The 20,761-nt window shown below is 65.1% G+C and carries 20 protein-coding genes; 8 read left to right on the top strand and 12 right to left on the bottom strand.

The genetic code is table 11. The features are described from left to right. Nucleotides 1-100: 100 nt before the first annotated feature. Together AXW67_RS25430 and hemA are read right to left on the bottom strand one after the other, a co-directional pair. Nucleotides 101-3,613: a PAS domain-containing hybrid sensor histidine kinase/response regulator gene (locus AXW67_RS25430; protein ID WP_063680080.1), complete on the bottom strand. Its 3,513-nt coding sequence runs from the start codon at nucleotides 3,611-3,613 to the stop codon at nucleotides 101-103. Between the two features lie 397 nt (nucleotides 3,614-4,010). Then, complete coding sequence (gene hemA, locus AXW67_RS25425; RefSeq protein WP_027549667.1) at nucleotides 4,011-5,240, bottom strand: 5-aminolevulinate synthase; 1,230 nt, start codon at nucleotides 5,238-5,240, stop codon at nucleotides 4,011-4,013. Between the two features lie 338 nt (nucleotides 5,241-5,578). Here hemA and aroQ point away from each other — a divergent pair, with 338 nt between their 5' ends. Beyond that, nucleotides 5,579-6,010, top strand: coding sequence for a type II 3-dehydroquinate dehydratase (gene aroQ, locus AXW67_RS25420; protein WP_063680079.1), 432 nt, complete (start codon nucleotides 5,579-5,581; stop codon nucleotides 6,008-6,010). 40 nt (nucleotides 6,011-6,050) lie between these two features. Here the strand turns inward: aroQ and AXW67_RS25415 are convergent, their stop codons facing one another. From AXW67_RS25415 to AXW67_RS25395, 5 genes are all read right to left on the bottom strand, one after another. Then, nucleotides 6,051-7,112 (bottom strand): MBL fold metallo-hydrolase, encoded by a 1,062-nt coding sequence (locus AXW67_RS25415; RefSeq protein WP_063680078.1) that lies wholly within the window; start codon nucleotides 7,110-7,112, stop codon nucleotides 6,051-6,053. 509 nt (nucleotides 7,113-7,621) lie between these two features. Beyond that, nucleotides 7,622-9,763 carry a methyl-accepting chemotaxis protein gene (locus tag AXW67_RS25410; protein ID WP_063680077.1) on the bottom strand — a complete coding sequence of 714 codons (2,142 nt, stop codon included), beginning with the start codon at nucleotides 9,761-9,763 and terminating at the stop codon, nucleotides 7,622-7,624. A gap of 175 nt (nucleotides 9,764-9,938) precedes the next feature. Continuing rightward, nucleotides 9,939-10,667, bottom strand: coding sequence for an outer membrane protein (locus AXW67_RS25405; protein ID WP_063680076.1), 729 nt, complete (start codon nucleotides 10,665-10,667; stop codon nucleotides 9,939-9,941). 223 nt (nucleotides 10,668-10,890) lie between these two features. Continuing rightward, nucleotides 10,891-11,211, bottom strand: coding sequence for a helix-turn-helix domain-containing protein (locus AXW67_RS25400; protein WP_063680196.1), 321 nt, complete (start codon nucleotides 11,209-11,211; stop codon nucleotides 10,891-10,893). Between the two features lie 74 nt (nucleotides 11,212-11,285). Further along, nucleotides 11,286-11,690 (bottom strand): RidA family protein, encoded by a 405-nt coding sequence (locus AXW67_RS25395; protein ID WP_063680075.1) that lies wholly within the window; start codon nucleotides 11,688-11,690, stop codon nucleotides 11,286-11,288. Between the two features lie 113 nt (nucleotides 11,691-11,803). Between AXW67_RS25395 and AXW67_RS25390 the strand changes: the two genes are divergently transcribed. The 4 genes from AXW67_RS25390 (at nucleotide 11,804) to AXW67_RS25380 (ending at nucleotide 14,785) form a co-directional block, all read left to right on the top strand. Continuing rightward, nucleotides 11,804-12,532, top strand: coding sequence for an ArsR/SmtB family transcription factor (locus AXW67_RS25390; protein WP_063680074.1), 729 nt, complete (start codon nucleotides 11,804-11,806; stop codon nucleotides 12,530-12,532). Between the two features lie 104 nt (nucleotides 12,533-12,636). Continuing rightward, nucleotides 12,637-12,777 carry a hypothetical protein gene (locus AXW67_RS44305; RefSeq protein ID WP_245315719.1) on the top strand — a complete coding sequence of 47 codons (141 nt, stop codon included), beginning with the start codon at nucleotides 12,637-12,639 and terminating at the stop codon, nucleotides 12,775-12,777. Between the two features lie 111 nt (nucleotides 12,778-12,888). Continuing rightward, nucleotides 12,889-13,179 (top strand): hypothetical protein, encoded by a 291-nt coding sequence (locus AXW67_RS40860; RefSeq protein WP_082908046.1) that lies wholly within the window; start codon nucleotides 12,889-12,891, stop codon nucleotides 13,177-13,179. 184 nt (nucleotides 13,180-13,363) lie between these two features. After that, nucleotides 13,364-14,785 (top strand): hypothetical protein, encoded by a 1,422-nt coding sequence (locus AXW67_RS25380; protein WP_063680073.1) that lies wholly within the window; start codon nucleotides 13,364-13,366, stop codon nucleotides 14,783-14,785. On the opposite strand, the gene AXW67_RS25375 is transcribed toward AXW67_RS25380, so the two are convergent. The 4 genes from AXW67_RS25375 to AXW67_RS25360 all read right to left on the bottom strand — a co-directional run bounded on the left by AXW67_RS25375 (nucleotide 14,749) and on the right by AXW67_RS25360 (nucleotide 17,333). Next, nucleotides 14,749-15,690: an AEC family transporter gene (locus tag AXW67_RS25375; RefSeq protein ID WP_063680072.1), complete on the bottom strand. Its 942-nt coding sequence runs from the start codon at nucleotides 15,688-15,690 to the stop codon at nucleotides 14,749-14,751. The genes AXW67_RS25380 and AXW67_RS25375 overlap by 37 nt on opposite strands. Nucleotides 15,691-15,858: 168 nt before the next feature. After that, nucleotides 15,859-16,068 carry a hypothetical protein gene (locus tag AXW67_RS25370; RefSeq protein ID WP_063680071.1) on the bottom strand — a complete coding sequence of 70 codons (210 nt, stop codon included), beginning with the start codon at nucleotides 16,066-16,068 and terminating at the stop codon, nucleotides 15,859-15,861. Next, on the bottom strand, nucleotides 16,065-16,241 hold the full coding sequence (locus AXW67_RS43285; RefSeq protein ID WP_201723714.1) for a hypothetical protein: 177 nt from the start codon (nucleotides 16,239-16,241) through the stop codon (nucleotides 16,065-16,067). The genes AXW67_RS25370 and AXW67_RS43285 overlap by 4 nt, the downstream gene beginning before the upstream one ends. A gap of 204 nt (nucleotides 16,242-16,445) precedes the next feature. Beyond that, nucleotides 16,446-17,333 (bottom strand): MBL fold metallo-hydrolase, encoded by an 888-nt coding sequence (locus tag AXW67_RS25360; protein ID WP_063680069.1) that lies wholly within the window; start codon nucleotides 17,331-17,333, stop codon nucleotides 16,446-16,448. A 93-nt stretch (nucleotides 17,334-17,426) separates the two neighbouring features. Here AXW67_RS25360 and AXW67_RS25355 point away from each other — a divergent pair, with 93 nt between their 5' ends. Genes AXW67_RS25355 through AXW67_RS25345 form a run of 3 tightly spaced genes read left to right on the top strand, consistent with a single transcriptional unit; the run spans nucleotide 17,427 to nucleotide 19,138 of the window. Further along, nucleotides 17,427-17,756, top strand: a complete 330-nt coding sequence (locus tag AXW67_RS25355; RefSeq protein WP_063680068.1) for an ArsR/SmtB family transcription factor — start codon at nucleotides 17,427-17,429, stop codon at nucleotides 17,754-17,756. Between the two features lie 24 nt (nucleotides 17,757-17,780). Beyond that, nucleotides 17,781-18,329, top strand: coding sequence for a rhodanese family protein (locus AXW67_RS25350; RefSeq protein ID WP_063680067.1), 549 nt, complete (start codon nucleotides 17,781-17,783; stop codon nucleotides 18,327-18,329). A gap of 29 nt (nucleotides 18,330-18,358) precedes the next feature. Further along, complete coding sequence (locus AXW67_RS25345) at nucleotides 18,359-19,138, top strand: sulfite exporter TauE/SafE family protein (protein WP_063680066.1); 780 nt, start codon at nucleotides 18,359-18,361, stop codon at nucleotides 19,136-19,138. A 1-nt stretch (nucleotide 19,139) separates the two neighbouring features. Here the strand turns inward: AXW67_RS25345 and AXW67_RS25340 are convergent, their stop codons facing one another. Then, nucleotides 19,140-20,759 carry an ABC transporter ATP-binding protein gene (locus AXW67_RS25340; RefSeq protein ID WP_063680065.1) on the bottom strand — a complete coding sequence of 540 codons (1,620 nt, stop codon included), beginning with the start codon at nucleotides 20,757-20,759 and terminating at the stop codon, nucleotides 19,140-19,142. Nucleotides 20,760-20,761: the final 2 nt, after the last annotated feature.

Below are 20,761 nucleotides of genomic sequence, written 5' to 3'. Positions count from 1 at the left end.
CGCAATGGCGAAGCCATTGTCGCTGGAGGTGCCGGAGCGTAGCGGAGGCCTCGAAGGATGACGGGACGCGTGAAAGCACGTCCTGCTTCCGTTCCGCCGCTCACTCCGCCGCCGCCACCATCTGCTGCGTGCGCCACTGCCCGAGCAAAGCGCGGAGCGAGGCGGGCTTTACCGGCTTGTTCAGCACCGCGATGTTTTCCTCGCGCGCGGCGACCTGCACGGCAGGACTGCGGTCGGCGGTGATCAGGATCGCGGGAATGCGGTCGCCGAAGCGGCGGCGGATGTCGCGGATGGCGGCGATACCGTTGCCGCGGTCGAGATGGTAGTCGACCAGGAGGCCGGTGACGCGGCGGCCGGTGACCTCGATCGCCGCGATCGCGGCTTCCGGATCGGCCACCGCGATGACCTCGGCGTCCCAGGCCTTCAGCAGCGTGCGCATGCCGTCGAGGATCGCCGCATCGTTCTCGATGCAGACGATCAGCGCGCCCGCGATCGGCGTGCGCGCCAGCGGCGTCGCGCTGGTGACCGCAGCGGTGTGGGTCACCGCCTTTGCCGTCGGCACGGTCACGGAGAATACCGAGCCGCCGCTGGCATTGGCGTCGATCGCGATGCCGTGCTTGAGCACGCGCGCCAGCCGCTCGACGATCGACAGCCCGAGCCCCAGGCCGCGCGCAATTCGCGCACCCTGCTCGAGGCGGTGGAATTCCTTGAAGATCTCGCCGCGCTTGACGGCGGGGATGCCGACGCCGGTGTCGTAGACACAGATCTTGAGCGATTCGCCGCGGCGGCGGCAGCCGACCAGCACGCGGCCGCGCGGGGTGTATTTGATCGCATTGGAGATCAGGTTCTGAAGCAACCGCCGCAGCAGAAGCCTGTCCGACTTCACCGGCAGCGAGGAGGGCACGAAGACAAGCTCGAGGCCCTTGGCGCGCGCGATCGGAGCGAACTCGATCTCCAGCGAGCGCATCAGATCGGCCATCCTGAAGCTCGAGATCGAGGTCGTCATCGCGCCGGCATCGAGCCGCGAGATGTCGAGCAGCGCGCCGAGGATCTCCTCGATCGCCTGCAGCGACTCGTCGATGTTCTCGACCAGCCGCGTCTCCTCGCCACTGTGCTGGCGCTCGACGAGGCTCGTGACATAAAGCCGTGCCGCGTTCAGCGGTTGGAGAATGTCGTGGCTGGCGGCGGCGAGGAATCGCGTCTTGGAGATGTTGGCGTCTTCCGCCGTGCTCTTGGCGAGCGCCAGCTCCGAGTTCAGCAGCGTCAGCTCCTCGGTGCGGTCGCGCACGCGCTTCTCCAGCGTCGCATTGGCGCGCTCCAGCGCTTCGGCCGCTTCGAAGGTCGGCGTGACGTCGGTGAAGGTGATGACGAAGCCGCCGCCGGGCATGCGGTTGGTCAGCACCTCGATCACCATGTGCCGGTCCGGCAGGCGCTCCAGATAGGGCTCGCTGTCGGTGGTGTAGGCCGCGAGGCGTACCTCCAGCAGGGTTTCGCGCTCGGCCGGGTCGGTGGGATTGCTCGCTCCCATGAATTCCAGGATCTCGCGCAAAGGCGTGCCGAACTGGATGAAATGCGGCGGCACGTTGAGGAGATCGCCGAACTGGCGGTTGGAGCAGATCAGCTGCAGGTCGGCGTCGAACACCGCGATGCCCTGGCGCACATGGTTGAGCGCGGTCTGCAGGATCTCGCGGTTGAAATGCAGCGCTGCATGGGAATCATCGAGCAGTTTCAGCGCGGCCTTCGCCGAGACCGTCCGCTTGCGCAGCAAGAGCGACATCACGAGCCGCGAGGAGGCCGCGCCAATCGAGGAGGCAATCAAATGCTCGGCGTGCTGCAACAGCTCGAAATCGGCGGGCGCGCCGGGCTCCAGCCGCATGTTGCGCCGGGCCGCGAAGGCCTCGAAGGAGTGCCGCGCGCGGTCGGGCCCGAGATATTGCGCGACCGTGCTCTGGATGTCCTGCACCGTGATCGTGGTGCGCCAGCGGCGGAAGTTCGGGGCGATCGGCGCGAGCGTGTTCGGCACGAACAGGTCGGCCTGGACAAGCTCGATCGAGGTCGGCTGCCGTGCCAGCGACAACACGACATAGGTGAGGATGTTGAGCGACAGCGACCAGGCGACACCGTGCAGCAGCGGCGGGAGGTCGGCACCGAACAGTGCCTGCGGCCGCAGCGCCTCGATGCCGAACGGGCCGTGCTGCAGCAGCAGGATGCCTGACGTCGAGGAGTCCATGAAGCTCGGCAGGAACAGCGTGTAGACCCACACCGCGAATCCGACCAGCATGCCGCCGATCGCGCCGCGCGCGGTCGCGCGCCGCCAGAGCAGCCCGCCGAAGAAGCTGGGTGCGAGTTGGGCGATGGCGGCGAAGGAGAGCAGGCCGATCGCCGCGAGCTGGGTGTTGCCGAGCGCGCGATAGTAGAAATAGGCCATCACCATGATGGCGAAGATCGCAAGCCGCCGCGAGCGCAGCAGGAAGTCGCTGAAATCGGCCCCGCCGGTGCGCCCCTCGGGCCGGCGCTGCAGCACCAGCGGCACCACGAGGTCGTTCGAGACCATGATCGAGAGCGCGACGCATTCGACGATGACCATCGCGGTTGCCGCCGACAGGCCGCCGACGAAGATCGCGACGCTGAGCAGCTCCGCGCCGCCCTCCATCGGCAACGCCAGCACATACATGTCGGGATCGACGGCGCCGAACGGGAAGCTGACGAGGCCGGCGAGGGCGATCGGGATCACGAACAAATTGATGGCGACGAGATAAAGCGGGAACAGCCAGCGCGCGCGACCGACCTCGGCATCGGACGAATTCTCCACCACGCTGACGTGGAACTGGCGCGGCAGCAGCATGATCGCGCAGAACGACAGCAGCGTCATGGTGAGGAAGTTGCCGATCGACGGCGAATAGTTGATCGTGCGCACCGCCTCCGGCGTCTTCATGGCGCGCTCGATCAGCTCGTGCGGCGAGAACATCCAGAACGTGACGAAGATGCCGGCGGCGAGGAAGGCGACCAGCTTGACGATGGATTCGGTCGCGATCGCGAGCATCAGGCCGTGCTGGTGCTCGGTCGCGTCGGTCTGCCGCGTGCCGAACAGCACGGCGAAGGCCGCCATCGCCAGCGTCACCATCAGCGCCATGTCGCCGAGGATCGGGATGTGGGAGAAGGCCTGGTCCTCGCTCAAGATCGTCTCCAGCGAGGAGGCCACTGCCTTGAGCTGGAGCGCGATGTAGGGCACCGAGCCGATGATCGCGATCAGCGCCACGGTCGCGGCCACCGCCTGGCTCTTGCCGTAGCGCGCGCCGATGAAGTCGGCGGTCGAGGTGATGTTGTGGGTTTTGGCGAGCTGGATCACGCGGCGCAGCACGCCGGTGCCGAGCCCGATCATCAGGACAGGGCCGACATAGATCGCGAGGAAGTCGGTCGAGGTGCGGGTGGCGAAGCCGACCGAGCCGAAGAAGGTCCAGGAGGTGCAGTAGATCGCCAGCGACAGCGGATAGATCAGCCCGGAGGCACGGCCGGGCTTGGCCGGCGAGCGGCGGTCGCCATGGCTCGCCACCAGGAACAGGAACCCGATGTAGCCGAAGGCGGCAGCGATCACGCCCCAGTCGTGCAGCATGGCGAGCGCGCTCTCCCTGGGCGCGAAACCTCGCGCCCGATCTCATTTTCCGAGCAAATTTAGCGCGTTAAGCCGCCGCAAGCGACAGCGATTTTCCCGGGGCGTTTAGGAACTATCATCGAGGTTAAGCCGCGGGCGCGCTGCTCGCACTTACCCTCCCCCTCCAGGGCAGGGCTATCGCATATGGAGAGAGTTTGGCAGGCAGCCTCCGTGCGGCCCATCCTTCGAGACGCCCGCTTTTGGCGGGCTCCTCAGGATGAGGTCTTGGTTTGCGGCAAAATCTTAGACCCTCATGGTGAGGAGCGCCGCCTTACGGCGCGTCTCGAACCATGAAGGCCGAGCGGGCGCCACAAGGGCATATGCGATTGCCCTCCCCTCCAGGGGAGAGTGAAGCAGCCTACTCCGCCGCCAGCGACTTCTCGCGGAGCGGCAGGCCGAGGCGGTCCCAGACTTGCAGCAGGGCTTCGGCGAGCTGATCGATCAGGCCGTCGTCGTGATAGGGCGAGGGCGTGATGCGCAGCCGCTCGGTGCCCTTGGCGACGGTCGGATAGTTGATCGGCTGGATGTAGATGCCGTGGTTTTCCAGCAGCAGGTCGGAGGCCTGCTTGCACTTCTCGGGATCGCCGACGAACAGCGGCACGATGTGGGTGTCGCTCGACATCACCGGCAGGCCGGCGGCGTTGAGGATCGCCTTGACGCGGGCGGCGCGGTCCTGGTGGCGCTCGCGCTCCCAGTTCGAGGTCTTCAGATGCTTGATCGCGGCGGTCGCGGCCGAGCAGATCGCCGGCGGCAGCGCGGTGGTGAAGATGAAGCCCGGCGCGTAGGAGCGCACGGCGTCGATGATCTGGCCGTTGGCGGCGATGTAGCCGCCGAGGCAGCCGAACGCTTTTGCCAGCGTGCCTTCGAGGATGTCGATGCGATGCATCACGCCGTCACGCTCGGCGATGCCGCCGCCGCGCGGGCCGTACATGCCGACCGCGTGGACCTCGTCGACATAGGTCATCGCGCCATACTTCTCGGCGAGATCGCAGATTTTTGCGAGTGGAGCCACGTCGCCGTCCATGGAATAGAGGCTCTCGCAGGCGATCAGCTTCGGCCGGTTCGGACCGGCGGCCTTCAACAGCTCTTCGAGATCGGCGAGATCGTTGTGGCGGAACACGATCCGCTCGCAGCCGGACTGGCGGATGCCCTCGATCATCGAATTGTGGTTGAGCTCGTCCGACAGGATCAGGCAGTTCGGAATGAGCTTGGCGATGGTTGCGATGCCGGTCTGGTTCGAGACGTAGCCGGAGGTGAACAGCAGCGCGGCTTCCTTGCCGTGGAGATCGGCGAGCTCGGCCTCGAGCTGCACCAGCGGATGGTGCGTGCCGGCGATGTTGCGCGTTCCCCCGGCGCCGGTGCCGACGCGGGTCGCGGTCTCGACCATGGCGCCCACGACCTTCGGGTGCTGGCCCATTCCGAGATAGTCGTTGGAGCACCAGATCACGACGTCGCGCTTGCCCTTCGGCGAGTGCCAGACCGCATGCGGGAACCGGCCGGCCATGCGCTCGAGGTCGGCGAAAACGCGGTAGCGGCGCTCGGTGTGGAGACGATCGAGGGCGGAATTGAAGAAGTGGTTGTAATCCATCGACAGACCTGCAGCGGAACCCGGCCAATGCGGCCGCTCATTTTTAGAGCTTTTCCAGCTCCAATGTCCATGTGCCGGCCCACATTTCGGGCGCGGCGACCGGGCAAATTGATAACAGCCAGCCAGCCGTAATTGTTGATTTGGATCAACCGGCTAGCGCAGGCCTGCCGCGCCTGAGGCCGGATCGAACAGACGACGGCGCCGCCAAGCCTGGCATGGACATTTTGTCCATGGCGCCCATCCGTTCATGATTGCCTGAGCGGGCTGAGCCGCCGCGATCCCTCTTTCAAGCGGGATCAGGGCGTCAGCTCCAGATATTCCATGCGAAAGGATGGCCCATGAAGCGCGTGATGATCCTCAACGGTCCCAATCTGAATCTCCTGGGTATCCGTGAGCCGCATATCTACGGCACGACGACGCTCGACCAGATCAGGGCGAACTGCGAGGAGAATGCCGCAAAGCTCGGGCTTTCCGTCGTCTTCCACCAGTCCAACCATGAAGGCGTCATCGTCGACCTGATCCAGTCGGCGCGGCAGGATGCGGATGCCATCATCCTCAATCCGGCCGGCTTCTCCTTCACCTCGGTCGCGATCATGGATGCGATCAAGGTGTTCGAGGGCCCGGTGCTGGAGGTCCACATCTCCAACATCCACGCCCGCGACGAATATCACCGCCACTCGAAGATCTCGTTCGTGGCCACCGGCGTCATCTGCGGCCTCGGGCCCTACGGCTACATCGCGGCGATGCACGCGATCGCGAACATGAAATGAAAGTCTGCTCCCTCTCCCCGCAAGCGGGGCGAGGTGGCGCTCACGTCGTCCTGAACTGGAGCACGCCGTCCTGCGTCTCGGCCGTCAGCCGGCCCTCGACCAGCATGTAGTTGACGTGGGCGACCAGTTCGCCGGAGGCAAAGCCCATCTGGTGTTCGTCCAGCACGTGCTTGTTGAACACCACGGGCACCAACTCCCGCGAGGTCTTCGGCACCTCGCGGCAGGCATCCGCGATCAGCCGGCAGCGCTCCTCGTGGTGATCGGCGAGCTGCTTGATGCGAGTCTTCAGGCCGTAGAACGGCACACCGTGGCCGGGCAGCACCAGCACGTCATAGGGCAGGGTGGTGGTGAGGCTCGCCAGCGAGGCCAGATATTCGCCGAGCGAGTTCTGGTCGGGCTCGACCGCCCAGACGCTGACGTTCGGCGAGATCTTGCTCAGCACCTGGTCGGCGGACAGGAACAGCTTGTCGTCGGCGCAATAGAGCATCACCTGGTCGAGCGCGTGCCCGCCGCCGGTGATCACCTTGAACCGGCGGGTGCCGATCACGACCTCGTCGCCATGCGAGATGCGGCGATAGGATGGTGGCAGCACCGAGACGCGCTTGAGATAATCCTGGCCGCGGCCGAGCAGTTTTTCGGTGAGCGACTCGTCCATGCCGTGACGGCGGAAGAACAGCCGCTGCGCGTTGCGCCGCTCCTCGGTGCCGCGGTTCTGGTGATAGACCGATTGGAGATATTCGACCTGCGACATCACCAGCGGGCAGTTGAACCGCTCGACGATCCAGCCCGCGAGCCCGACATGATCAGGGTGCGAATGAGTGACGATGAGCCGGGTGATGTTGACGCCCTTCAGCGGACCCTCGAACAGTTTCGTCCAGGCTTCGATCGTCTCTTCGTTGCCGAAGCCGGTATCCACCATGGCGTAACCGTCGCCGTCGGCGAGCAGGTAGATGTTCACGTGGTTGAGGCGGAACGGCAGTGTCAGCCGCACCCACAACACACCGGATCGCACCTCCACGACCTCTTCGGGGCCGGGATGCTGTTCCCAGGGATAACGCAGCGCCTCGGCCGAGGACTGCACGCTGTCGGTCTTCGTATGCATGCTACCGGCTTAAACCCACCGGGGACGCCGCGCCAGCCGAAAAAGGGCACTGGGCGGCGTGCATGGTCGTCATACCGGGCCTGATTTTTCCGTCGTATGGGATGGCGTGCCGCGAATTCGCTTACCTCTCCCGCTTGCGGGGGAGGTCGGCGCGAAGCGCCGGGTGGGGGTTCTCTCCCCACAGTGATTTTCTCCGAGAATCTCCGACAATTCCTATGCGGAGGCATCTCCACCCCGGCCCTTCCCCGCAAGCGCAGGGCTATCGCATATGCCCTTGTAGCGCGAACGCGCTCGGGCCTTCATGGTTCGAGACGCGCCGTAAGGCGGCGCTCCTCACCATGAGGGTCTAAGATTTTGCCGCAAAACAAGACCTCATCCTGCGGAGCCCGCCAAAAGCGGGCGTCTCGAAGGATGGGCCGCAAGGAGCCTACCTGCCAAACTCTCTCTCATATGCGATTGCCCTACCCGCAAGCGGGAGAGGAGGGGGCAGTCCTTTTGCGGTAGGCGCCTTACGCCGCCCGCATGTTGTTGAGGAACGCGTCGATCTCCGAGCGCAGCGTGTCGGCTTCGCGGCGGAGCGCGTCGGAGGCGCTCAGCACCTCGGTGGCGGCGGCGCCGGCTTCGGCCGAGGCGGTGGAGACGCCGACGATGTTGCTGGAGACCTCGCTGGTGCCGCCGGCCGCATGCTGGATGTTGCGGGCGATCTCGCGGGTTGCCGCGCCCTGTTGCTCGACCGCAGCCGCGATCGCCGTGGTCACGTCGTTGATCTCGCCGATGGTCTGGCCGATGTCCCTGATGGCACCGACCGCGGAGGTCGTGACTGACTGCATGCTGGCGATCTGGGTGCGGATCTCCTCCGTCGCCTTCGCGGTCTGGCTTGCCAGGCTCTTCACCTCCGAGGCGACCACGGCGAAGCCGCGGCCGGCCTCGCCCGCGCGCGCCGCCTCGATGGTGGCGTTGAGCGCGAGCAGGTTGGTCTGCGAGGCGATGGTCTGGATCAGGTCGACCACGACGCTGATGCGGCTCGCGCTGTCGGCGAGGCCCTGCACGGTGGTGTCGGTCGCGCCGGCTTCGCTGACGGCCTTCCTGGCGATCTCGGACGAGGTGACCACCTGGCGGCTGATCTCCTGGATCGAGGACGACAGCTGCTCGGTGCCGGCGGACACGGTCTGTACGTTGACCGAGGTCTCCTCGGCCGCGGACGCGACCGCGTTCACCAGCGCGCTTGACTGGTCGGCCGTGTTCGACATGCTCTGCGCAGTCGCCTGCATCGAATTGGCTGACAGCGCGAGGTTGTCGAGCGCGGTTCGCACCGTGCCCTCGAACTCCGCGATCTTCGCCTCCATGCGTGCGGCACGCTCGGCCTTGGCGACCCGATCCTTGTCCTGCTCGCCCGACAGCGCGCGGGCCTCGAGCATGCTTTCGCGGAACACCTGGAGCGTATCGGTCATCGCGCCGATCTCGTCATTGTGTTTCGAGCGCGCGATCTCGGTGTCGAGATCGCCGGCGGAAAGCAGCTGCATCGCGCGCTGCAGGGAGCCGATCCGGCGCAGGATGTTGCGGCCGACATAAAGCCAGACGAACAGGGCCGAGCCGACCAGCGTCAGCGCGCCGAGCGCCAGCATGACGGCGGTGGCGAGCGAGATCTCCTGGCGCGCCTGGAAGGTCGACACGTTGGTCTCCTTCTGCACGCCGTCGACGAGCTGCTGCACGCTGATGCTGAGGCCGACATTGAGCTTGCGCGTCTCGTCCAGAATGGTCTGGCCGTAGTCGACGGAATCGAGCTCCTTCTCACGCAGGTTGAACACGCCGGTCTTGCCGGTGCCGAGCGCGAGCAGCTTTTCGGCCGTCTCGCGCAGCATCTTGGTGCCCTGATTGTTCGGCAACAGATCGAGGTTGGACCGCAGGCGCCCCTGTGCCGTCTTGAATTCCTTCTGGATGTCGTCGAGCTTGTCGCTCGTGTTCGCCGACAGGGCCGCGCTCATGTCGGCGGCTGCGAGATTGCCGCTGGCGACGACGTTGCCGAGCTGGCCGACGGTCTGCGCGGCTTCGGTGGCATCTTCGGCGGAGAGGTTGGCCGACCCGAGAATGGCGTTGACCTGGGTCTGAGCGTTCAGCATCGCCGGACTGGCCGCGCCGACGAACTCGCTCTGCGCGCTGCGCAGGGCGTCATATTGCTTGTCATGGAGGGCGGCGATATCCAGCCGCTCGCGGGCGGCCTTGGCCAGGCTCTGGGCCGCCTCGTTGATGCTCTTGATGGTCTCGCTGAGCCCGGAGACGACGCTCTTGTCGGCGCCGAGCTCGATGATCTCGCCAAGCTTCTGCTGTGTCTGCTCCTGCAATTCCCTGAGCTTCCTGGTGCGCTCGTTCAGGGCGTCCTCGCTTTGAGCTGCAAGCAGCGCCGGTCCCTGTGCCGCGAGACTCGCGCTCAGTGCCGACAATTGCAGGCTTGCGGCAAGGCGTGGAATGTCCCGCCCGCTCAGCTCGGTCATGCGTCCGCCGAGATTCTGCAGCACGAAGCCGGCGCCGGCCGAGATCACGAGGCCCATGCCCGCGATCACCGCGAAGGCGGCGAACAGGCTGAAGCGCACGCCCCATTTCGGCAACGAGAAACGAGGCCGGAAACGGCCAAGGCCCAGACGGATCGCCATCGATATTCCCCCAACGCTCTTGCTTGTTTTCGGGGCGCAGTATCGACGGGGCCGGTTAAAAAATCGCAATTTGCGCAATTGCTTGCGCGCGTTCCGCAGAGCGAAAAAAGCAGGGCGAAAAAGAAAGGCCGGCAATATTGCCGGCCCTTCAATACGGTAAGGTTTTGCTAACCGATCAGTAGCGCGCGACCGGGCTTGCCCAGTTGAAGCGGTAGTTGACGCCCGCCTTGACGGTGTGGTCGTCGGTCGTGAAGTTGCCGGCCGCAACGAGCGGACCCGCGGGTGCGACGAAATGCGCGTCGCCGAAATTGTAGTACTGGTACTCGGCCTTGGCCGACCAGTTCGGCGCGAACATGTATTCGATGCCGGCGCCGACGGTGTAGCCGTTGCGGTGATCGCCATCGATGAGGAAGCCGACCGGCGTGCCGACGAGCGTCACCTTCTCGTTGTTGTCGGAATAGGCGTAGCCGCCCTTCACGTAGACGAGGCCCGGACCCCAGGTGTAGCCGACGCGACCGGTGATCGAGCCGAGCCCGCGCTGGTCGTTGGTGTAGGCAAAGCCACCGGGGAACACCGCGCCGACATTGCCGGAGAGCCAGGAATACTGGCCTTCGAGGCCGACAACGAAATTCGGGTTGAGCTGCCAGTCGGCGCCGACCTGCACGCCGCCGAGGAAACGGCCATTGCCGTTGTTGCCGGTGGAGAGGCCGTTGAAATTGTTGTCGCTGGAGAATGCGCCGCCGACATGCCCGCCGATATAGAATCCCGTCCAGTTGTAGATCGGCGCGACATAGGCCGGCGCGGCTGACTTGTAATAGTTGCGGGCGCCCAGATCGGCACCGACGGCCGGCGCGGCCGCGCCCACCACGAGCAGCGCCACGGTCGCAAACAGAATCTTCTTCATCGTCCTAAACTCCAACACTTCATTCCCGGCAGGCGCGCTTGCCGCGCCGTCGTTGCTTTCGCAGATAGCTTGCTTTTGAAGAAAATGCTGTCACATCCGTGGCACAGCAGCAGCCAACGTAACTTATTGGGCTGTAAATGCTTTTCGTGCTTAATGGCGACTTAAGAAGTGATGAAGGAAGGCTTAAGATTGCAAGCCTCGAGCAGCTGGTGTGCGCCTTTCGTTAACCAAGACGGCGCCGCACCTCGTCGCACATCTGCGCGCGGAATGCCGCGCGCCGCGCCGGGCGGTCTTCCTCGCGCACGTCGTGCCGATCGAAGACGTTGAAGTTGTCCAGGATCGGATGGCGCTCGCTCGCCATCGCGAGCACGCGCAGCACCTTGGTCGCGGACGGCGTCGGGCCGCTCACCTCCCAGCGCCGGATCGTGTCGGCGCCGCCCTTCTCCGGCAATCCGCACAGTTTTGCCATGTCGGCCGCGGTCAGCTTCCGCTCGATGGCGTCGGAGAGGTCGGTGCGGAGTTGCTTCAGTTCGGGGCCTGTCATGTCCATCGCGTCCAGGGAAGTCGCTGAAGGCAATGCACTAGCGCTGATTCGGGTCCATCCGAAGGCGGCCGGTCTCAGCCGCCGGGACCTGCCAGCGCGACGCAGTCGACCTCCACGTCGAACGGTCCGGGCCATGACGGGACATGCACGAAGATGCGCGCGGGCGATTCCTCCTGGAAGTAGCGGGCGTAGACCTCGTTGAATGCGATGAAGTGCGCCGGATCTGGCGTGCAATAGACATTGCACTTGATGACCCGTGCCAGCGAGGACCCCGCCGCTTCCAGGCAGCGCTTCATCTGATCGAACACGATCTCGACTTGTCGCTCGAACGGCAACCGCTTGATGTCGCCTGTATCAGGGTCGAACGGCGGCAGGCCGGACAGATAGACTAGGCCCTCGGCGACGACGACCGGATAGATCGGGCCTTTGCGGCGACGCTCCAGATAGGTCGACAGCGGCTCCACGCGGATTCGTTTCATGCGGCTCCTCCGGATTTGGAAGGCTACGATAGGGCGCGCTCAGCACCGAATGGTTCGGCCGGCGCCAAACCATTCCCGTTGTCGCGCCGGGATCGCCGCGATACGATTTCTCCATGGTCGCGGCGGCAAACATGGTCGAGGTGGCGGCGCTGGTTGGCGACACCGCCCGCGCCACCATGCTGGCGGCGCTGATGGGCGGACAGGCGCTGACTGCGAGCGAGCTCGCCGCGCGCGCACGAATATCGAGATCCACTGCGAGCGGACATCTCGGCAAGCTGGTCGGCGCGCGGCTGCTTCACGTGACGCAGAAGCGCCGCAACCGCTATTACCGCATTGCCTCGCCCCTGGTCGCCAGGATGCTGGAGGGCATCAAGGCCGTTGCCGCGATCGAAGTCCCGCAGCGCCACCAGCCGCGCTCGATCGCCGACGACCGGCTCCGTTTCGCGCGCACCTGCTATGACCATCTGGCCGGCTATCTGGGCGTCGCCATCGCCGACGGCCTCCTTGCCAAGGGGCACGTCGTCCTCACCGATGACGGCGGCGAGCTGACGGTTTCGGGGGCACGTTTCCTCACCGCGTTTGGTGCCGAGCTGGCGCCGAAGCCCGGGAGCAGGCGCATCTTCTGCCGACCATGCCTGGATTGGAGCGAGCGCCGCTATCACGTCGCCGGTCACGTCGGTGCGGAAATTCACCGGTGCTGCCTGGAGCGTGGCTGGCTGAGGCGGGATCGCGACACGCGGATCGTGCGCATCACGCCGGCCGGCCAAATCGGCTTGCGCAGGACATTCGGCATTGATCTGGGCGATGGCAATCGGCGCGGCTTGTCGAATGCGCGCCCCTGAATTCGCGTGCTGATCTCTCGCCGCCGGAAGTCGAGCGCGACGTCCTGTCGGATGTCGCCAGCTATGGAAAGCAGATCGGCCAGATCGCCGACGCGTTGCTCGCCGTGATCGAGCGTCTGGAAACGCATCCCGACAACGTGATCGGCGACGGCAAGGCGGTCGCGGCCCTCAAGGATATGATGCATGCGGTCGCGACCGTGAAGGAGCGGCATAACCGCAAGCCGTGCCGCCCCAAGCGCCGCTGATCACAACGTCGTTGCACTCCGGCACATTTCGAGTTGCGCGGCGTTGTAAGTCTGGCCTGCACGCATCCATTGCATCGATGAGCGGCAGGCGCGCCGACGAAAGGATCAGCCATGACAAGCACCAGACTCGCCATTACCGCAATCATCACTGTCGGGCTGCTTGCGGCACCCTTCGCCGCCGAGGCGAAGAGCAGGTCTGTCCGACACCATGCCACGCGTGTGGTGGCTCCGAGCTACGGGAGCGTCGGAGTGTCCGCAGCAGCGCAACCCAGGACCTACGGCAGCTCCGGACCGGCGATCGGGACGGTCACGGCGCCATCGATCGGCACATACAATTGGCCGTCGGTCGGCGTGACCAACGCCGTCCCCACCTGGAGCAACACCAACCCGCCGATCAGGTAGAGGCTCAGCCCGGCGCGCCAACTGGCAACTGGCCGTTAACCACGGCTGCTTTTCGATCGCGAAAAGATGCTTGCGCAGCCGCCCTTTACTCCACTTTAGATCGTGTTGCTCTAATCGCTGTCATCACGCCTGCCGACGATCCTCCTGACGCGGGTGCGCGACGCTCTCGCGCGAAGGCAGTCTCATGGCCGAAAGAAACTTCTCGGCGCACCCGCTTGCCCGACAGCCATCCAAGATCTGGCTGACATTCTTGATCGGTGTCGTCGCCGCGCTCCTTTTGGGAAGCCTCGTCTCCGACGCTAGCCTGGATGCGCAGTACGGCTGGGATACCCGGGTCAACTGCGCGGCCGTCGATGCACATGCCGCGGGCCTGGATCCGTACTACGTCAATAATCTGAAGGATACGAAGCTCTCCTATCCCTACCTGCCGGTAACGCTCGATGCCTTTCGCCCGATCTGCGCCGGCGGACTCCTTTTAACGCACTACCGAGGTCTGTTCCTGGCGATCGCACTTCTCTGCGGTCTGCTCCTGCCCGGCGTCGCTTCCGGTCGCTCGACTGTTCGGGATGTGTCTCTGCGCGTACTCTGTATCGGCGGCTTCCTCGGCTTCGAATGGACTTGGGCCTCCGGGAACTTCGTTATCTTCACCGGGCTCCTGACCGCAGTATCGCTTGCGCTCCTCCTGCCTTCCGAACGTCCGGCAGGCGAGAGCGAGCTCGACTTCCCATTCCGTCTGCTCGGTGCGGCGCTGCTGGGCCTGCTCCTGTCGTTCAAGCTCGTCTTCTTTCCGGTCGTGGCTGCCCTTTACCTGCTGCCGTTGTCTCGCGCCAGGAAGGTCACCTTGATCGCGACGGCTTCGGCAATGTTCGCGCTCCCCATTGTCATCTCCATGACTCTGTACGCCGATCTGTTCCACAGCTGGCTCAGCGCGATCTCGGGTCAAATACAGGGGCAACATAGCGTCGCCCTGGGCGAGAGAAATCCGTCCTTCTTCGTCCTGGCTATGGATCTGGCCACGCGTCTCGGGTTGGCCGATCAACGACCGGTCGTTTTCGCCTTGTATGCGGCCTGCGTACTGGGCGTTGTCGCGCCTCTCGTCATGACGGTGGTGCGATCGATGGGAGACTACGGGAAGTCCCGCCGCATCTTCTTCCTGATGCGGCTTGATTGCTGGCTGATCGAACACCCGCGTCAGGCAGCGCGGCTGACAGCGATCGCGATGTACGCCCTCTATCTGTGTTCGCCGCGCCTCAAGGAATATGCCTTCTTCGAATTGGCGATCTACGCCGCAGTGTTGATTGCGGGTCTCAGGCCGGCATCGATCGCGATCATTCTGGTCTGTGCCATCGGCCTTCCTGCGTCAGCCTCCCTGTTCGGATACGCCTTCATGGACAGTTTCGGGCCCCTGAGCGCCGCCGTCATTTGCTACGGCACCATGTTGCTTGATTTCGGCGCTGTGCAGGCCGCGAGTTCTGGCGACCGGCTCGCGCCGAGATCGCTGGCCGCATCCTGCGATGATGCCTGTCTCGCGCCAGAGGAGGTCCCGTCTTTGGGCGATTGGCGTGCGCGTCAGCTCGCGACCGTCGCCAGTCCGGAAAGCAGGTAGAGCGCGACCAGCAATGTCCCGACCGACAGCATCGTCGTGATCGAAACCGTGGCCGCGACCAGTTTCTCCTCGACCTTATGCTCGTGGGCCAGGACGTACACGGTCTTTGCCGTCGGCACGGCCGCGCAGACGACTGCGGCGACGGTGTAGAGTGGATTGAGGCCTGAGACGACGCAAAGTCCGTAGACGATCAGCGGCATGATCACCAGCTTCACGGCCGCGAGCGCGAACGATGCCCTGAGGTTGGAACGCAGGCCTTCGACCGACAGACCAAGTCCGATGGCAAACAGCGCGCAGGGCGTGAGCGCGGCCGCGATCATGTTCAGGTAAGCTGCGACCGGCTTCGGAATCGGCAAGCCTGTGATTGCCCACACGAGACCGATGAGGGTCGACAGCACCATCGGATTGAGCAGGATCTGCTTCGCCAATCCGGCGGGGTGCGAAGATCGCCCGTGCGCGTTCTGCCGTTCAAGCAGGATGACCGTGATCGGAAACATCACGGCTGCCACGAACACGGTCGCTACCGCGGCGGGCAGGACGGCAGGCTGGCCGTAGATGGCGTGCAGGATCGGCAGCGCCACGAACCCGGTATTGGTCATCGCCGCGGCCATTCCATGGATCGTGCTGCTGGCGAGATCATGCTCTGATCCGGCGCGAACCGTCAGGAAGACCAGCGCGAAGCAGAGCAGCGAGCCGCCGCCGAAGGCGAGCAGAAAGCGCCATTCGAGGAGATTGCGTGCCGGCTCCTGCGCGATCGTGACGATCAGCAGCGCCGGCATTGCCACGTTGTAGGCAAAATGCACCAGCGCGTCGGCAAGCGAGCGCGAGAGATAGTCGAGCTCCCCGGCGAGCCAGCCGGTGACGATGATCGCGAACACGGGAAGGACGAGGCTGGCGACTTCCATCCGGTTTCCCCCTGCTGCCAAACGGCTGCACGGCAGGTTACTCCGATGATGGATTGTCGTCACCGTTCGATTTGCTTGAGCCGGTCTTGGCTCGATAGGTCCTCGTCAGTCACCACGGCTGTTGCGACGAAGCGGATCGAATCGCCCAGGGAAAGCGGCCGCGCGACCCTAAATTCCCCTGCCGTTCTGTTGACCGATCACGCAGCGCCATGCCGCGAGGCGCTCGGCCGGATGCTGGTTCATCCATTCGGCGAGCTGTGGTGCGCCCATCAGGCAGGACTGCACCGAGACGTTGGCGAAGTCCGAGGTGGTGACAATCTGCTCGTGGCAGTTTGCCGGAGAGGAGAGACTGCAAAGCACGGCGATGATCTTGATCACGCGAGGTTGCCCCCGTCGTTGCCGCTGACCGCCCGAGTGATCGTTGCGCTGCCCTGCTGCGCGCTCGCCGGATCAGCCGGCGGGAAGATGCTGTCGTAGATCGCGCGCGCCTCCTTGATGAGGCGCAGCCGCTCGCGCTCGGACCGCGAGACAAACTGAATAACTTCGCCCATGTCGACTCCAAACATTAGCTGACGTCCATCATGAGATGATGGATATCATTCGATGTTGAAGTGGGGTGTCGCTTGCGGCTTTGAAGCTGTGCGGCGGTCACGAAGGATAAAAAGCCCGTGACTGCGCCGGTGCGCCCGGTCCGATTCGGTCCCATCTCGGTTCCGGGTCAAAGCGCCGCGCAGGCGATACCGACTGGCCTGCGCTTAGACGCAGGTCTCCGCTCCTCCCTTCAGCGTCACGGGAATGGTGAGATAGCGTACTCCGTTGGCTTCGGCCGGCGGGAATTTGCCGGCGCGAATGTTGACCTGGATGGAGGGCAGCAGCAATCGCGGCGCCGAGAGCTTGGCGTCGCGCGCCTGGCGCAGGGCCACAAACTCATCCTCCGTGACGCCCTCCCTGACCTGGACGTTCTTCTCGCGCTCCTCGCGCACCGTCGTCTCCCAGGCGTAAGTGTCGCGGCCGGGAGCCTTATAGTCGTGACACATGAACAGCCGCGTCTCGGGCGGCAGCGCCAGGAGCCGCCGTATCGACCGGTAAAGCTGGTGCGCGTCGCCGCCGGGGAAGTCGGCGCGAGCCGTGCCGTAGTCCGGCATGAACAGGGTATCGCCGACGAACACGGCATCGTCGATCTTGTAAGAGACGTCGGCAGGCGTGTGCCCTGGCGTGTAGATCACCTCGACGTCGAGTTGGCCGATCTTGAAGCGCTCGCCGTCCCGGAAGAGGCGGTCGAAGTCGCTGCCGTCGGTCTTCAGGTCGGTGGCGTTGAATATCGGCCGGAAGATGCGCTGCACGTCCTTGATGTGCTCGCCGATGCCGATTTGGGCGCCGGTTTTCGCCTTGATGAAAGGGGCGCCCGAGAGGTGGTCGGCATGGGCATGCGTCTCGAGCACCCATTCGATCGTGTAGCCTGCTGCTTCCGCGGCCTTCAACATCGCCTCGACCGAGCGCGTGTCCACCTCGCCCGAGTTGTGGTCGTAGTCAAATACCGGGTCGATGATGGCGGCCTTCTTGGTCGCCGGATCGGCGACCAGATAGCTCACCGTGTTGGTCGGCTCGTCGAAGAACGCACGGATGATGGGTTGTCTTGACATGGCTTGAACCTCCTGATGCCACCGGTTCGGTCGGTCTTGACGGATATATTAGCAGCCACTAAATAAGCAATGTCTAAAATAAGGAATCGGCCAATGGCCTCCCAGGCCTTCGATCTGGAGACTTTCGAAAAGCAGGCGGTTGAGGTCGCCGGCATTCTGCGCGCGCTCGCCAACGAGCGTCGGCTGATGATCCTGTGCCAACTCGTCGAATGCGGCGAGAGCAACGTGGGTGCCCTCGCGGAAGCCGTGGGTCTGTCGCAATCGGCCCTGTCGCAGCACCTCGCAAGGATGCGCGAGGAGGGCCTCGTCACCTTTCGGCGCGAAAGCCAGACGCTCTGGTATCGCATCGCCGATCCGCGCATCGAGCAACTCTTTGCCACGCTGCACAGGCTCTTTTGCAAGCCCACCAAGGCGAAGAACTAATTCAGGAAAGTAGAGGAGCTAATCATGTCACTACCCGCAATCAAGCCAGCCGACGCGCGCCGCCTTCTCGACAGCGGCGCCCTCCTGATCGACATCCGCGAAGCCGATGAGCACGCCCGCGAGAAGATCCCAGGCGCGCGGCATCTCCCCCTGTCGAAGCTCGACGAGATCGACCTCGCCGTGCATCAGGGCAAGCCGGTCATCTTCCACTGTAAAAGCGGCGCCCGCACTCAGGCCAACGCGCCGCGGCTCGCCCGGAAGCTCGGCGACGCCCGTGAAGCCTTCATCGTCGAAGGCGGGCTCGACGCCTGGCGCAAGGCGGGCCTGCCGGTCGTGACCGATCGGCGCCAGCCGCTGGAGCTTCAGCGCCAGGTGCAGATCGGCGCCGGCAGTCTTGCTGTCATGGGTACGCTGCTCGGCCTCTTCGTGTCGCCGTGGTTCTTCGCGGTGCCGGCCTTCGTCGGCGCCGGGCTGATCACAGCCGGTGTCACCGGCTTTTGCGGCATGGCCCGTATTCTCATGCGGGCGCCCTGGAACCGCAGCGTGTACGGCTCGCCCGCGCGGGCCGCGTGAGCGGGGCTTAAAATCAGGAGTCGTCCACTATGCTGGCGCTGACCCAAGGTGCGCTCGGCCTCGCCTCCGGCTCGTTGGTCGGATTTTCGTTAGGGCTGGTTGGCGGCGGCGGCTCGATTTTGGCCGTGCCGCTCCTCGTCTATCTGGTCGGCGTGTCGGATCCGCACGTGGCGATCGGCACCAGCGCGATCGCCGTCGCGGCGAACGCCGCCGCGAACCTCGTCAACCACGCCCGCGCCGGCAACGTGAAGTGGCGCTGCGCCTCCGTGTTCGCATCCGCAGGCGTGGCCGGTGCCTTTCTCGGCTCCACCCTCGGCAAGATCGTCGAGGGCCAGAAGCTGCTGGCGTTGTTCGCCATTGTCATGATGGTCGTGGGCGCACTGATGCTGAAGGGCCGCTCCGGCGAGGGCGAGCCATCGGTCCGGCTCAACCGCGGAAATCTGCCGAAGCTTCTTGCCTTGGGGCTTGCCACGGGAGCTTTGTCCGGCTTCTTCGGCATAGGCGGCGGTTTCCTGATCGTGCCGGCGCTCATCGCGGCCACCGGCATGCCGATCCTCTATGCGGTCGGCTCCTCTCTTGTAGCGGTGACCGCCTTCGGGCTGACGACGGCGGCCAACTACGCTCTGTCCGGTCTCGTGGATTGGTATCTTGCCGCGTTGTTTGTCTCCGGCGGAGTTCTCGGCGGGCTCTTTGGCGCCCGCTCCGCCAGCTTGCTCGCCGAGCGCAAAGGTGCGTTGAACACCGTGTTCGCTGCGCTCATATTCGCGGTGGCGATCTATATGCTGGTCCGCAACCTCGGCCTGACGTGATTCAGGCCGCCGGCACGCGTTCCTTCCGCCCCGGCACCGCGGCCAGCAACTCGCGCGTATAGGCGTGCTCGGGCGCGGCGAAGAGCTGTGCCGTCGGCTTCAGCTCGACGATCGCGCCGCGCTGCATCACCGCGATGCGGTCGCAGATTTGCGCGGCGACGCGCAAGTCGTGGGTGATGAACAGCATCGACAGGCCGAGCCGCGCCTTGAGGTCTTCGAGCAGCCTCAAGACCTGGGCCTGCACCGAGACGTCAAGCGCGGAGACGGCCTCGTCGGCGACGATGATCTCGGGCTCGAGCGCAAGCGCGCGTGCAATGCCGATGCGCTGGCGCTGGCCGCCGGAGAATTCGTGCGGATAGCGCTCGAGCGCGCCGGCATCCAGCCCGACCATCTTGAGGAGATCGCGGGCACGATCGAACGCCACCTTCGGCGCGGTCCCGGCCGCGATCGGGCCGTCGGCGATGATGTGGCCGATCTTGCGGCGCGGATTGAGCGAGGCGAACGGATCCTGGAAGATCATCTGGATGCGATGGCGCTCGGCGCGTAGCGCCTTGCCGGACAGCGAGGTGAGATCGGTCTCACCGATCCGCACCGTGCCGCGATCGGCTTCGACTAGCCGCATCACGAGGCGAGCCACCGAGGATTTGCCGGAGCCGGACTCGCCGACGAGGCCGAGTGTCTCGCCCTTCAGGATGGTGAAGTTGACCGCGCGCGCGGCCTCGACGCGGCGGTCCTCGCGAAACCAGCCGCCCGAGGTGACATAGGTCTTGTCCAGGCCGATCACCTCGACGGCCCTGGCCTGATCGTCGAGGGGGCTGCGCGCCGGCGGATCCATCGACGGCACGGCGGCGAGCAGCGCCTTGGTGTAGTCGTGCTGGGGCTCATTGAACACGACCGCGGCGGGGCCTTCCTCCACCACCTTGCCATGCCTGAGCACCACGACCTGGTCGGCGATGTCTGCGACCACGCCGAAATCATGGGTGATGAACATCACCGCCATGTTGCGATTGCGCTGGAGGTTGCGGATCAGCTTCAGGATCTGCGCCTGGGTGGTGACGTCGAGCGCGGTGGTCGGCTCGTCCGCGACCAGCACCGCGGGCTCCAGCGCGAGCGCCATCGCGATCATCGCGCGCTGGCGCTGGCCGCCCGAGAGCTGATGCGGATAGGCGCGCACGATGCGCTCGGGGTCGGGCAGGCCGACCTCGCGCGCCAGCGCCAGCGCCTTGGCGCGCCGTTCCTTCGGCGTGAGCAGGCCGTGCGCCTCGAACATCTCCGTCATCTGGTCGCCGATCCGCATCAACGGATTGAGCGCGGTCATCGGCTCCTGAAAAATCATCGCGAGCCTGCGGCCGCGCAGGTCGCGCCAGGCATCGTCGTCGAGCTTGAGCAAATCGCGGCCTTCGAACTGGATCTCGCCGGAGGTGACGCTGACCGTGTCCGGCAATAGGCCCATCAGCGCATGCGCGCACATCGACTTGCCGGAGCCGGATTCGCCGACGACGCAGACGATCTTGCCGGGCTTCAGATCCAGCGAGACGCCGTCGACCGCGAACGGCCGCTCGGCGCCCTTGGGCAGCGCGATCTTGAGGTTCCTGATGGAGACGACGGCCAGCGCGGTCATCG

Origin of the sequence: Bradyrhizobium neotropicale (assembly GCF_001641695.1) — a bacterium.
GTDB lineage: Bacteria > Pseudomonadota > Alphaproteobacteria > Rhizobiales > Xanthobacteraceae > Bradyrhizobium > Bradyrhizobium neotropicale.
The sequence above is the reverse complement of the archived record's forward strand: the minus strand, read 5'-3'. Positions and strand labels throughout refer to the sequence as shown.